This window comes from Roseibium sp. 10G30-5 (assembly GCF_055809635.1).
On sequence record NZ_JBVVUH010000001.1, the window covers coordinates 100,723 to 113,911 of the forward strand.

At 56.1% G+C, this 13,189-nt stretch carries 11 protein-coding genes and 6 pseudogenes; 3 read left to right on the forward strand and 14 right to left on the reverse strand.

The features are described 5' to 3' along the window. Nucleotides 1-201: 201 nt before the first annotated feature. Nucleotides 202-1,462, reverse strand: a pseudogene (locus AC0L7U_RS19405) (IS110 family RNA-guided transposase). A 145-nt stretch (nt 1,463-1,607) separates the two neighbouring features. On the opposite strand from AC0L7U_RS19405, the pseudogene AC0L7U_RS19410 reads away from it, so the two are divergent. Next, a pseudogene (locus AC0L7U_RS19410) lies at nt 1,608-1,880 on the forward strand (transposase); the annotation flags it as partial. A 40-nt stretch (nt 1,881-1,920) separates the two neighbouring features. Here the strand turns inward: AC0L7U_RS19410 and AC0L7U_RS19415 are convergent. The 4 genes and pseudogenes from AC0L7U_RS19415 to AC0L7U_RS19430 all read right to left on the reverse strand — a co-directional run. Further along, nucleotides 1,921-2,448 (reverse strand): annotated as a pseudogene (locus AC0L7U_RS19415) (transposase); the annotation flags it as partial. Nucleotides 2,449-2,470: 22 nt separating this feature from the next. Further along, nucleotides 2,471-2,764: a hypothetical protein gene (locus tag AC0L7U_RS19420; RefSeq protein WP_473696124.1), complete on the reverse strand. Its 294-nt coding sequence runs from the start codon at nt 2,762-2,764 to the stop codon at nt 2,471-2,473. Nucleotides 2,765-3,052: 288 nt separating this feature from the next. After that, nucleotides 3,053-4,377, reverse strand: a pseudogene (locus AC0L7U_RS19425) (type II toxin-antitoxin system HipA family toxin). A 3-nt stretch (nt 4,378-4,380) separates the two neighbouring features. Continuing rightward, entirely contained in the window at nt 4,381-4,737 is a 357-nt protein-coding gene (locus AC0L7U_RS19430; protein WP_473696126.1) for a helix-turn-helix domain-containing protein, read from the reverse strand. Between the two features lie 189 nt (nt 4,738-4,926). Here AC0L7U_RS19430 and AC0L7U_RS19435 point away from each other — a divergent pair, with 189 nt between their 5' ends. Further along, on the forward strand, nt 4,927-5,817 hold the full coding sequence (locus AC0L7U_RS19435; RefSeq protein WP_473696128.1) for a hypothetical protein: 891 nt from the start codon (nt 4,927-4,929) through the stop codon (nt 5,815-5,817). Nucleotides 5,818-7,088: 1,271 nt separating this feature from the next. Here the strand turns inward: AC0L7U_RS19435 and AC0L7U_RS19440 are convergent. From AC0L7U_RS19440 to AC0L7U_RS19460, 5 genes and pseudogenes are all read right to left on the reverse strand, one after another. Further along, nucleotides 7,089-7,370, reverse strand: a pseudogene (locus AC0L7U_RS19440) (recombinase family protein); the annotation flags it as partial. Nucleotides 7,371-7,543: 173 nt separating this feature from the next. Continuing rightward, nucleotides 7,544-7,783 (reverse strand): annotated as a pseudogene (locus AC0L7U_RS19445) (GrpB family protein); the annotation flags it as partial. Between the two features lie 151 nt (nt 7,784-7,934). Then, a complete protein-coding gene (locus AC0L7U_RS19450; protein ID WP_473696130.1) occupies nt 7,935-9,134 on the reverse strand; it encodes an MFS transporter in 1,200 nt (399 codons plus the stop codon). After that, on the reverse strand, nt 9,124-9,552 hold the full coding sequence (locus AC0L7U_RS19455) for a thiamine pyrophosphate-dependent enzyme (protein ID WP_473696132.1): 429 nt from the start codon (nt 9,550-9,552) through the stop codon (nt 9,124-9,126). Before AC0L7U_RS19455 ends, AC0L7U_RS19450 begins: the two co-directional genes overlap by 11 nt. An 8-nt stretch (nt 9,553-9,560) precedes the next feature. Next, nucleotides 9,561-9,920 carry a hypothetical protein gene (locus AC0L7U_RS19460; protein WP_473696134.1) on the reverse strand — a complete coding sequence of 120 codons (360 nt, stop codon included), beginning with the start codon at nt 9,918-9,920 and terminating at the stop codon, nt 9,561-9,563. Between the two features lie 475 nt (nt 9,921-10,395). Between AC0L7U_RS19460 and AC0L7U_RS19465 the strand changes: the two genes are divergently transcribed. Next, the gene (locus AC0L7U_RS19465) at nt 10,396-10,545 is read left to right on the forward strand and encodes a hypothetical protein (RefSeq protein WP_473696136.1); all 150 of its coding nucleotides are present in this window, start codon (nt 10,396-10,398) and stop codon (nt 10,543-10,545) included. Here the strand turns inward: AC0L7U_RS19465 and AC0L7U_RS19470 are convergent, their stop codons facing one another. The 4 genes from AC0L7U_RS19470 to AC0L7U_RS19485 form a co-directional block, all read right to left on the reverse strand. Continuing rightward, nucleotides 10,546-11,694 (reverse strand): HPP family protein, encoded by a 1,149-nt coding sequence (locus AC0L7U_RS19470; RefSeq protein WP_473696138.1) that lies wholly within the window; start codon nt 11,692-11,694, stop codon nt 10,546-10,548. 115 nt (nt 11,695-11,809) lie between these two features. Beyond that, nucleotides 11,810-12,019 (reverse strand): hypothetical protein, encoded by a 210-nt coding sequence (locus tag AC0L7U_RS19475; RefSeq protein ID WP_473696513.1) that lies wholly within the window; start codon nt 12,017-12,019, stop codon nt 11,810-11,812. After that, on the reverse strand, nt 11,971-12,237 hold the full coding sequence (locus AC0L7U_RS19480) for a transposase (RefSeq protein ID WP_473696140.1): 267 nt from the start codon (nt 12,235-12,237) through the stop codon (nt 11,971-11,973). The genes AC0L7U_RS19475 and AC0L7U_RS19480 overlap by 49 nt, the downstream gene beginning before the upstream one ends. Nucleotides 12,238-12,551: 314 nt before the next feature. Further along, nucleotides 12,552-13,172, reverse strand: a complete 621-nt coding sequence (locus AC0L7U_RS19485; protein ID WP_473696142.1) for an NADPH-dependent F420 reductase — start codon at nt 13,170-13,172, stop codon at nt 12,552-12,554. Nucleotides 13,173-13,189 lie beyond the last annotated feature (17 nt).

The window sequence follows — 13,189 nt, forward strand, 5'->3', positions numbered from 1 at the left end:
GGTCGTCGTCGTGTCGCTGGAATGCGACACGTTTGAATCTTGGCTCAGTTCGTCGTCTTGGTCAACGAACGGTCTCTCCCATAACAAACACAGAGTACGCATGATTGCGGCTCTCACCGTCCTTAAGACGAGATCCATTTGCCGTTGAGCAGAAGGCCTGAACATTATCTACGAGGTCAGCGAGCTGCCTCTACGGCCCTGTCAGAGAAAGGTCCTTCTGCTGTCGATCGCCCCCTCGAAGAAGGGGCGATAGGGCTCGCCGCCTTTGACGACCGCGTGCACGATGCGGGCCATCTTGGCTGCGATTGCGGTATACGCCTTTCGGCGCAAATGGGTGTTGTTGCGGTCCCTGGAGATGTAGCGCTCGAATTTGTCGCGGAAGCTGTTGGCGGGTTGAAGGATCGCGACTTGCCCGGCGAGCCAGAGGGTGCGTCGCAATCGAGCATTGCCGTATTTTGACAGTTTGGTTTGCCCCCGGAACATGCCGGACTGGATGGTGGCGAGATCCATGCCACAGAACTTCAGAAACTGCCGATGATGCTGGAACCGACGCAAATCACCGGCCTCCGCCATGATGGTCAGGGCATTGATGGGGCCGATTCCGGGGATCGAGGTCAGCAATTTATAATCCAGATTATCCTTTAGCAATGCGATTGCGCGATCCTCAATCTGGTTGCGCTGAGTGATCAAGCTGCGCCCCTCGGCAAGCACCATGCGGAACATCATGATGGCATCGGATCCTGGATCGACCGGCAATCCCACCGATGTTCTCGCCGTCTCGTAAATATCTGCCAGCAAACGCTCTTTGGACACGCGACGCCCTACAGCGTCCCAAGCATCCGCGATGAACGCTTCCCTACCCATAGCTGAAATTAAATGTGGGGAGGGATATCTTTCGAGAAATGCAAAGAACCAATCACTGCGTGAGCTACGATGAAAACGATCTGCTTCGGGAAAATACAGTGGCAGATAATGGGTCAAAACCCTGTGCCACAGCTCCGTCTTTGACCTGGATACAATGTCATGGGTTTTGGAGAGCTCTTGAAGGTCGTTCGTGCCAGACAGCAACGGATCATGGTAGAACTGCTCGTTCCCGATCTCCATCATGTGCAAAATGACCTGTGGCGTCCTTCGGGTCGTTCTTGTCCCAACTGTTATTGAGAGCTTCCCGGGTCCGCGCCAACGCAACTGACGAGACCAACCTCGTCTCAAAACCTGCGGCGCTCAGATGAAAAGCCAGGGCGCGGTGATAATTGCCGGTTGCCTCAAATGCCACACGGACCGGGCGGCCATAGTCTGACAGCGCTCCGATCAGCCGAGTGAAGTCATCAAGCCGGTTCAAAACCGTTACACGGCGACGGCGCGTCTTGCCCGGCACAGCAATCAGCGCCTCATGGCGCGACTTCGAGATATCGATCGCCACCAAAACGGGCTCGGTCTGTGGGATACTGGCATCGGTCATGGGATACTGGCATCGGTCATAGTCGGTCTCCTCTGCAGTGTGATTTGTGCAAAACCACTTTAGAGACCTGAGGCGCGGCTATGACCACCAGTGCGTGCTACTTGGGGTCATAGCCTCTCAATCAACGTCGTTCCGCAGGTGTTACGGCCCGGAATATGTCAGCGGCAAGCTCATGGAATGGGCAGAGAAACAAGGGATTGCCTTGAACCACATCCAGCCCGGAAAGCCACAACAGAATGCCTATGTCGAGCGCTATAACCGCACCGTCCGGCATGAATGGCTCGACCAGAACATCATCGAAAGCATCGAGGAGGCACAGGAATTCGCCACGCAGTGGCTATGGACCTATAACAACGAACGGCCCAATATGGGCATCGGCGGCATCACACCCGCACAGAAACTGAAGATGGCCGCCTGAAGTCTACTGCGGAGCCCCGTTAAAAACGGGAGGATTACCCAACGTGCAGCCGCCCGACCTTGAACCCTTCCTGAACCAGCAATCCCTGCAGCATTCGGCTGCCCGCGAAGGGAAATTCCATGTGCAGCTTGTCGATGCGGTGCATCAGCTTCAGGCCCGCGTCCGACACCGGGCGGGGCTTGTAGTAGACGCTGCCCCGGCTGATCCCCAACACGATGGCCTGTCGGCTGACGCTCAGCCTTGGCCGAGGGATCGATCATTTTCTTGCGCTCGGCAACAGACCCGCCTTTCCGAGCGCGCCGGACAAAAAATCGTTCTCCAGCGTCAGCTCTCCGATCTTCGCATGCAGGGTCTTCACATCAATGATCGGTTCTGGCTCTGCTTTCGTGGCTTCGCCGAACACCCCGGTAGCGCCCTCAAGCAGTTGATCGCGCCATTGCTTGATCTGGTTAGGGTGAACGTCGAAATCCTGCGCCAGCTCGATCAGCGTCTTCTCGCCCTTGATCGCAGCTACAGCCACTTTCGCCTTGAATGCCGGGCTATGGTTCCGGCGCGGTCGTCTTGTCATGCTCTTCTCCTCGCTCGCAGCATCATGCTGCCGTTGCGCGGAAAATCCACTTATCCCGGCTGCTCAGATCTCCCGAACCACCTCTCTTTGTGAAGCGTTCGATTGACTTTGCTGTTTCAGGGGCGAGGCGGACGATCAGATCGATCACCTCATCAAACGCCTTGGGTGTCAGCAGTCCGCCATTTCGGAACCTGTCGGCGACGACCTTCCTGTTTCTTGCAGGGACGCCATTGATTACCTTCTGCACCGTCAGCCGGGTCTTGAACGGCTCGACATCATTTACATTCAGGCGACTTTGCTGTGTGCCAGCGTTCACGCTGCGACGTGCGCTCGCTATGTGGGTGATCTCGTCCCTGTGATCCCACGATGAAGCAGACGAGAGGGACGTTGCGGTTATATGAAAAGGATGGAACCGCCTCGGCAAAAAAGCCAGATTCATTCAACGCATCGGCGAAGATCTCTGCGCGCGCTTTGTCCAGTCTCAACACATATGCGTTTGGCTTGGCCAAATTTTTACCTGCTATATTACAGCGCCTTCATCTTCAGGGCCGTCTATTCCTGAGTTAAGTCGACCACAATTCCCGTCTCGGATCTGCCGAAAGCTTCAGCGAAATGATCGGTGGGCGTTTCCAATTTTTCGTATTGTCTGGTCATCAACGCCGGCGTCTTGCGCATAGTGCGGCCAGTTCGAAACAACCTCGCCGACATTTGAAATGAGTGCCTTTGCTTTGGCTGGCTTTATCGATGCGGTTTCAGCGAAGGCCAGCAGGTCGTCCATTTCGAAGCCGTCGCGTTTGCCGTTCAGGCTCATCTGATGCTGAACGGTCCAGTCGCCACTCGGATTGTACGAGTAGTTCACGTCGAAGGCTGGCGACAGTGTCCACTCACCGGCCTTATCCATGAGGAAGGCGATGTTTTTGACGTGATCATCCTGGTTCCTTGCGATGATGTTGAAGATTGCCCGAAGAAACTGCTGTTCTAATGCTGGAGCGCCGAGACCGAGTTCACGGATTGTCAGGATGGCTTGCTCATAGGAGTAGCCACGCGTATCGTTGAAGTCGTAGTGCCGCAAGGCGCAAAGCGACTGCATGTGGAGCTTGTGTGTCACCCCATTCTCATCGACGGGTCTGTCAAAGCGCCGCGTCATGAAATGGCTGCGTTCACCCTCATGATGCAAACGGCATGGCATCATGTCGATGCCCGCGGCCGTTGCCATCAGATAGTAGCCGTACTCGATCAGGCCGAACCCCTGCGGGTCGGGTTCTTCCTTGTCGCGGTTATTGTCGATGCCATCGAACTTCATCAACCAGTGTTCGAACCCATCTCCGGCATCTATCTGGCCATGGCGGAATTCGCCCGTATTCTGGTTCCACGCCAAAATCGCCTTGGCGCGCGCTCCTCCGGCCGATGTGCCAACTCTGAGAATATCGTCGATGGCGGCAATGTCGTTCTCGCCCTCGAGCACGCCCTCCAGACTGGCCTTCTCGTTCAGGACCAGATTGGCCAGGCGCGTACCAGGTTGGCGACCTCAACTTTTCGAGCCCTCCGGTTCGAGCCCATCAGCGCCGGCTTGAATTCAAGGGCGCCCATGCCTCGGGTTCCGACATAGCAAAGGCGCTCCACCGGATTGAAGCTTTCAGGCCTGCGGCCCTCTTCTGCCAGCCAAGCGTTGATCAGCCGATCGCCATATTTGTCGGGAAGAGCGTCCGCCAGCATTCCCGGTAGTCCTTTGAAGGTTGTCCGGGGCAGGGCAGGAAAGGAATAGGGGTCCGGGCTCAAAGGCATGACCAACGGCGACAGCTCTATCCCAGATTGGGCGAATTCGGGGTCATACTGGAAGACGGCAAACCCATCCTCCGGCAGCCACGAAACGGCCGCGACCTCTCGCCCCCAGAGATTGATGGATGCATCGGTTGAAGGATCAGCCATGGTCTACTTCTTTGCGCCCCATTCCCATTGCTTTGTCTTCTTTGTTGGCTTGGTCGAACTCGATCGTTGACGCTCGACCCCCTTTGTCCGCACCCGTTCTATTGGCCTGACACGCGGATCGGGAACGAGGAGGTCGACGTTTTGCTGGATTTTCAGCGAAATCAGGACGCGTATGAGCGAGTCGAGTGTGGGATTATCTCCGGATCTGAGCCGTCTCAATGTGCGCTCGGAAATGCCTGCGTCTTGAGCGAGCTCGGCTTGCGTAATGTTTCGGGAGAGGCGCAGCCGCTCAAGCTTTTCGCCGATGTCCCGCGAGATTGTTTCTGGTGTTTTTATACTCATGTGTCTATTATCGGCCATATATGACCTCATAGTCCGATTTTTTGGCATTTGTAGGCCACATATGGCCGCTTGCTATGCGCCAGTAGAAGTACGTCAATCGGTCATATAAGGCCGTTTATGATAAAAATCAATCGTTATCGGGCGTATATGGCCGATTAAAGTGAGTTGGATATTGTCCCTGACAGCTTTCGAGGATTGGATAGCGTCTTGAGCAACAAAAAAGCAAAGGGTCCCGACATTGGATTGCATCAAGCCAAACGGCTCTGTCAGTTACCCCAGCAGCAACGCATAGACTTCATCGCGGAAGGCTTGCCCATCATCCTAGACAGTGCGCAGGGCTTTTGGACCGCGTCCCAGAAGCTGGAAGACCTCCCCCGCGAAGCCAAGGTCCTTGAAGGGTTCGCCAAAGAGGAGGCCGCGAAGATCCTCATTCTCATGGATGCTGTGCGGTGTCCGCCCAAACTGATATCCTCAAAGCTCAACCGTATCATCGGATGGTTCTACGATCATCTTGCGCGCCTCATCTACGCCGATGCGGTCAGCTGGAAACCGATGGACCTCGCTCAATTGCGCGAATACGTCGACCATCAACGGCGCGGACACTACGTTGAAGGTTACGCGGGCGCATACATCATGCCCAATTGGGCAGTTTACGAGCGCGAAAGCGGTCTATACGTTGATGTTGAAGCCTATCAGGACAATACCCTTCTTTGGAGTGAGCCCCGTCGATCCGGGTATGATCGCTCGATATTCCCCCCAATGGCGCCCAGGGCGCTGCGAGTGGCGGAGGCCATGCAACACCTCGGCCTCTTCACTTCGAAAGGCCTGAACGCAACTTCAGAAATCTGGGGTTCACTTGAGTACCGGGAAAACGAGGGTCACCACGACGGAAGGGTACTTACCGAAAGGCTCCTGACCAGACTGGACGACGAAAAACTTATCCTCGACACCGCGGAGGACCGACATGTCGGAACTCTCTGCTATGATTGGCAGTTCCCCATGTATAATCTGGATTTCTCAATTATTCCTGTGAGCCTCAAAGAGCTGCAGGCCGAGCAGGAACGGGAATATTGGTCAATGGTTGGTGATCCGCTGTAGGTAAGATGGATCGGCTCACGCTCAATTATGTCTGGAACCAGAAAGGGATCCCTGTTGTCTTGCGACGCACCGGAAAGGTAGAGCGTCTGCGGGTGAGATTGCCATTTGCCGAAACGAATCGGCAAAGGCTTCAGAACGGTCGAAGAACCCAACCCGAATGGATCGGTGGTAAGCACGCCTATTGGGAACTGCCTAAAGCGTGGTTCAATGATTTCGTAGACCGAGCTCTGGAGCGATTTGGCAAGGTCTACATTATCCAGCCTTACCGCGAGCAGGAGATGTGCACGCGCGCCTGCCAAGAGGCCCGCGGCCATGAGTGTGTCAATGCTCGTGCATGGGAGCGAACCATGGAACTGGCAACGATGGCAGCTTGTTCGAAGTCTCTGAGACCTTTTCGACGCGTTGGGGTGACAAAGAGCTCGCCTGCCGACTACTGATTGTACGGTAGGGGGCCACTGACCAAAGTGTCGATATAAAATTTGGTCAGTCTGTCGCCGCAGCCTTGTTGCTTCTTTGTCGTCGCAGGCCCTGATACTCAAACATCCGCGAAGGTGCCATTGTGGCTGAACGACGTCATCAAACGAAATACTCTCCCTGTGTCGATCAGACCGAGGACGAGATTGGAGCCTACTATCGCACTGCCAAAGAGAAGGACAGAGCCGTCGTTCGACAAACGCAGGACCACATGTTGATCTATAAATTAACCGAAATCGAAGGGATCAACCCGTCGCGTGGCCGGGTATACGTCAGGCAATTCGGCGCGTTTTATTCCAAGCACGGAAAGAATTGTTTCCATCCGAAAGGCCAAACCTCACTCGTGGTTCCAACGGCTGAGGTTCTTTCCTTAGGCGGAGCAACATCCTCACGGAGAATTCGGCTATAGCTGCCACCGCGTCGAAGGGTATCAATCCCTATTTAAAAGAAAGTCTTGAACCGCCTCGGACGATCCTTCGATAATCCGTCCTACGCGATGCGAACGACGTCCACTAGCACTCAAAACAGTGCCAGTCGATCTCTGCTTGGTTCTGCGTCGCTTTCGGTGAAGGATGAAAGTGAGATGTAGCCGCAAAGTTAAAGTGTCCTGGTTTAGCCGTTCTCGTGAATGTCGCCTTTGACTCGCTGCACCGCAGCACAATGGAGCCGTACGAATGTCGGCTTCGGGCGCGAAAGCGCCAGTTCATTCAGAACCGACGAATGTCAGCTAACCGCAAGTCGGAGCACGCTGGCGCCTATACTCTCCCGACATCTGCTCCGCCATTACTCTGCAAAACTCACTTCAATGCCAGCGCCCTATATACGCTCGCACGACCGATACCCATCTCCCGCGCGATAGCGGCAGCGCCCATGCCGGATTGCTTCAGCGCCCTCACCTTCTCGACATCTACACTGCGCTTGCGCCCCTTGTAGACGCCACGCTCCTTAGCTATCGCGATGCCCTCCATCTTACGCTCGCGACGGAGGTTGGTCTCGAACTCTGCGAAGACGCCGAGCATGTCCAGAAAGGCCTTCCCTGCGGCAGACGAGGTGTCGATTGGCTGCTCAGTCGCCTTTAAGCGCCCTGCCAAACGCGGGCCAAAAGTCCGCAACTGAGAGAAGAGAATAAGACAGACCATCACATGACGATCAATCAACGGCCTTAGCGAATTGTCCGGCCAGTCTTCCGGCCTGGATCCATCTAGGTAGGCTTGAAGCAATAGCCCAACAGCGGAGCAATCTGGGACCAGAACAAGAGGTCACGAAAGCGAAGCATTCGCTTAATCTGCCAATGGCCGGTGACGCAAACATGGACCTTGTGTGTTCGTACGCCATCAACATCGCGACGATAGAACTGGTGGCCTGCTGAAAGGTCCTTTCCCGAACGTAGCCCAAGGCCAGCATTGAAGCTTTTTTAGATGCGGTCTTTCTCGGTGGAGAACTGGTCAGACCATCGACTGTCATAAGGGGTGATTTTGCTGGTGAGCGCCATCTGTATCTTCTCCCTCATTCCGAACAGTCGAGGCAATTCCGAGTTTTGCGCGATTTTTATAGCCGATTTTTGCGATGCAAAGAATGTCGGGGACGCGGCGAGCACCTTTGCCCCCTGAATATTAAAGGGGCACAAATATACGGTAGACAGATCATTGGGCGATCGCACGTCGCTTGCCATTCAACTGCAATAAAATGACAAAGGCCATCGTGCTAAGCGCGCCAAGAACAGCGAAAACCCCTTGCGGACCGATACCTGACATCAGCGCAGCGAGAAGCGGCGGCGCCGTAGCGGTGATCAGGTTCATCGGCAGGGCAATAGTAGCCATAGCGGCCGTATAGTCCGCCTTCTGAAAAAAGACGAGCGGCATCGTGGCTCTAGCCACGGCGAAGGCGCCACTTCCAACGCCGAACAGCACGAGATAGCCACCCACTGACAGCATTCCTGAACCGCCGATCCAGATCGCGACGAGCCCCATCGGGATCATCAAACCCGAGGCAATCGCGGTGGACAGCCCGTCCCATTTCCGCCCGCCAAGAAGGTCAATCACACGCCCTCCAACTTTGAAAACACCAAGGAGGGAGGCGACCGCGACGGCGCCAGTCAGGTCCATGCCCATCGCCTGCAAAAGTTGGATACCCATTGCCTCGACGCCAAAGGTGACAAAGGTGTTAAGGGTGATGGCCATCACCAGCAAAACGAAGACATGCCCCTTTCTTTCACCGTTTTGGCGTGTGCTCGTGGCAGTCGGACCGTCTGTCGCGGGCAGGCCGAACCAGACGGTCGGGCATATTATTAAAACCATAATGCCAGCATAGACAAAGACAGCTCCGCGCCAACCAATCACGCTGTCAAGAAACGTAGTTATCGGCCAGAAGACGCTGCTTGCGAGGCCTGTCACCAGCATCAGCGTCCCGATCAAGCTACGTGCGCGGTCCTCGGCATACTCTGCGATGTAGGCGTAGGCAGCGGTTGTCAGGAACATTGCTCCAGCCAAACCGATCAGCGCCCAAGAACCCCAGAATACCAGCAAGTTCGGAGAAATCGCGAACAGGCATAGACCCAGCCCGATCAACCCTGCTCCTGCCGCCATAATTTGACGAGTTCCAAATCGAAGAAAGGCGCGGCCGGCCCAAGGGGCGGCAATCCCCATTGCAACAAACATCGCCGAGGTCCCGAGAAAGACTGCGGGCAAAGAGCTTCCAAATTCCGTTGCGATCGTCTTCGCCAGTACGGGCAGTACGCCGACCACGCCCCAGCCGGTGATTTGGGTCAACGCAAGAAGCAACGTCAGCATCGCCATCGGCATTGCGGGACGGTGAGCGGAATCGCTGCCCGACTTAGCCAGCATGAACCAAGGTCTCCTGCAAACGTTTAAGGACATTCTTCGGTGGCATATCCGGCCGAGGTAAGTCCTTGGGTGAACCCGCGGCGATCTTGAGCCTTATTAGTAAAGGTCCGTTTTCTTGACGCGTCCGCGTAAGGATCTCTGAGAAGCTGTCGAGATCGTCAGTTGTCCAGCTCGCTCGATAGCCGCTTAGAGCTGCTATTTCTGCAAAAGGCGTGTTGGGGGCAGTCGACGGTTGGGCTCCTGTGGAGTCGTAGCATCCGTTGTCGAGGATCACGTGCACAAAATTGGCCTTTCCATAGGCTGCAATTGTCGACAATACCCCAAGATGCATCAACGCCGCTCCGTCACCGTCGAGCGCGATCACTCTCTCGTCCGTCCCCAAGCTCAGACCCAGGGCGAGGGAGGACGCAAGCCCCATTGATCCCACTACGTAAAGGTTGCGTGGCAAATCGCCAAGTGCGAATAGCTCACGCGCCGTCTTTCCCGTGGTTGCAACCACCAGATCGTCACCGCGGGTCGCATTGAGCCGTTCAAGGGCTTCGGTGCGAGACGGCAATTGCCTGTATCGTTGCTGACGAGGTGGAAATGATCGCCGGGTGCACGGCGAGGTGTTTCCGTCGTAGTACAGGGCAAAGAGGAGAAGGTTTTGTCAGGAACGATGATCGCATGGGTGCGACCGGTGGTCTCTATCAGGTCGAGTACCTCAGTGAGATCCACTTGGGCAGCGAACACCTCCTGTGACAGGATGCGGTAGGGAATATCGATGACTTGGAGCAGCTCGGGCATGACCCGCTCCATCACTTCGTGCTGGGGCTCATCCGGCCATCCAGTGCCGACCACGCCAAGAAATGATCAGTAGAACCGGGATTTCGAAGATTGCTAGTGAGCGAGGTTACGGGGTTTATCGCATTCCCGAGCCCAGAATTCTGCATGAGGACGACCGACTTTCGTCCTGCGATGCGGGCACCTGCAGCGATCGCCAAGGCCTGCCGCCCGCTTTCATGTCCAATAAACGTTACTTTTTCTGACAGTAAAGCAGAGGCTCAAAAAGCTGTGACCTGTCGCGATATTTGGCTCATTCTCTTCAGGGCCAAGTGGCGTAAACTAGTGCTGGAACTAGCGTAGCGGACATTCGAGCTTTACGCGGCGAGGGTCCGGTTTGAGCCCAAATGACGAATTTTCCCGCGTGAGCGGCTTCGTTCCTAGGCGGCAATCTAACCACATATCGGGGGGCAGCCCAGTCGGCATGGAGCCAGGCTTCGTGTTTGGCTTGGCTTTGGGCGTCAGTTCGTCGAGTGGACCTGCGCATGGTGCTTTCGCCGATCACATCGGCTCGGAGCAGACCATCGAGAATCTGGCCCTGTTTCTGTATCTTGGTCTCTTGACGGCGTTGTTACCGGGCCTTGACTGATCACTGGCTGGTACGTGCAGAGCTGCGCGCCAGAGCAGCGATCAAATCCGTGCGTGTGACGATGCCCACGATTTTTCCATACTCAATGACGGGGACGGCGTCAGTGTCACCGTCTGCCATCATTGGCAGGAGAGCCCCAATCGGCGTGTTGATTGTTGCTCGGGGCCCTGCCACGCTCATAATGTCTCCTGCCATTACTGGTTTTTCGCGTTCGCGATCCAGCAGCCGTCGCAGGGCTGCCCCGTATCCTCGATCAAGGCGCATTGCGTCACTGCGGGCTTGAGTGATGAGGTGCATCTGAAAAATGACCCCCAAGAATGTCTTGTCGGTTTCAATCACTGGAAGAGAGGTGAAACGGTGTTGTCTGAAGAGATCGGCAACATCAGCGAGGGCTGCGCCCGGACTGACGGTGACGAGGTTTCGGGACATGATGTCCTGAGCTGCCAAAGGCCCTGAGGAATGCGCGGCGGCTTGTAGTTCTGCTGCACCGATTAACCGAGCGAGGTCTTCGACGCCCAAGTTGAATGATTGGCTGTAACGCTCAAGGATATTGGTCAGTTCGTCCTCTGACAGCCCGAGGCGTTCCGAAGGGTTACGATCATCAGTTCCGTGTTTGCTGAGATCGTCAAACTGCCTGAATGGATAGTGACGTCCAGTCAGGCGCGCATAAATGGCGGCCAAAATTACAAGAGCTGCTGTTCCTGCTGCAATTGGGGTGAGAGCAAACCAGAAGCCAAGATGCGTGACGGCGTCGGGTGACATGGCTGCAGTCATAGCGACCGCACCCGCAGGAGGATGGACCGCCCGACATAGAATGGTCGCGGTAATAGCGAGTCCCACTGCCAGAGCAATCCGCAAGGTTGGATCGGAAACAGTCAGACAGACGGCGACGCCGACAATCGCCGCAACCGTGTTTCCGACAATCGCCGACCATGGCTGTGCAAGCGGGCTGTTGGGAACGGCAAACAGCAATACTGACGACGCCCCGAAAGGCGCAACGAGGTAGAGACCCAGCTCCATGTCAACCCGGGGCGAGAGAAGAAAAATCCCGGTCAGCCCGAGGCCAATCAATGCCCCCAACCCTGCGCGAAACGCTTCAATGCCCGAGACGCGAGCAACGGCGGGACCTAATGACTTCAGAATATGCAAGCTCGAACCTATCCGTTCTAGAAAAGAATTGTTGGCGCTGCCTGCATACTAAGCGCTGGTGCAAGAGAGCCTACTGACTTGATTACCGACATCGACGCATCAAATTCGGCTTGAGCTAGGCTGTATCCATACCGAAATCGCTTGGAGCAAGCGCGACATCAGCAATAGAATATCGGCCGAGCGTTTCGATGAATGCCTTTCGCGCGGCGATTAACGGTGGGATCAGTTTGCAGCTTTCGGTAATCGTGCCGCGGTTTCCGGTACGCATGCATTCCACTAAGTCGAAATCCGTTTCCATATGTTGAATAACGTCACCGACAGCAATTTCGGAGGCCCCACGGGCAAGATATAGACCCCCTCCCCCATCAGTTTCGCGATACTGCGCATCATGCCTTGAGTTTGACGCAAAGGCTGATCGTAAACAACGCGCAGGGTCAGACACATGGTAATGGCAAGGTCCAAATATTTCGGCTGGCCACCTCGAGATGTCCGGCGCGGTACTGACCATTGGGTGAGTGCTTCATCGTTTATCCAGACCGTCAAATCACCACGTCGGCGAAGGCTTTCATTATACGCTGGTCAATTCGTCACCTTGAATTTCTGCTTGGGGATCTTGTGCCGGCGGTCTTCATTGTGTTTATGCGGCATCAAAATTATCCTGCGGTCAGAAGCCGCCACCTGATATCAGATCAGTTGTGATCCACGCAACAACGTCCGGCATCGCCGTCTCCGCGTCCGATGGCGGCCAGGAAGTCCTTCACCAACTTTACGTTCTTCTCTGCGCTCATCTCGATCTCTCCATCTGCCTGATGCGACCGGACCGTCGCCGGTCCGGCCGAGCTCTACGGCCTCTGGGGTCAGCCCAATTCGACGTTCATGGCGATGTCCCAGGCTCCGGCGCCGTTCTTCGCGAGGCCGATCATCATCAGGCCGACGGCTTCGAGCGTCGCGGCCATCCTGAGGCCGCCCACGTCGAAGGCCCGCAGATCGAGGCTCTCGAGGAGCGTCTTGACCTTGTCCTTGGCTCCGGCGTCGTCTCCGGAAAAGAACGTATCCAGCCGTCCGCCCTTGGCAAGCACATGGCCGAAGATGGTGTTGAACGCTTTCACCATCTGCGCATCGGCAGGCAGGCCCTTGGCTGTCTCCTCGGCGCCCGAGCTGCCCGGGGACGTGACGAGGCCCGACATGTCCGGCGCAACCGGGTTGGTGAGGTCGACGACCACCTTGCCAGACAGCGCTGTGCCGAGGTCGGCAACTGCCGGAGCCGCACCGGCGTAAGGGACGGCGAGGATCACGATGTCCCCGTCGGGCGCCTCACCGTAGGTGCCCGTCTTGGCGCCAGAGCCAAGCTTGCTTGCCAGTGCCGTGGCCTTGGCTGGATCGCGGGCGATGAGTTCGACGGTGTGACCGGCACTGGCGACCCGGCCGGCGACGGCCCCGGCCATTGTGCCGGCGCCGATGATGCTGATGGTGCTCATGATGTTCTCCATGCTTA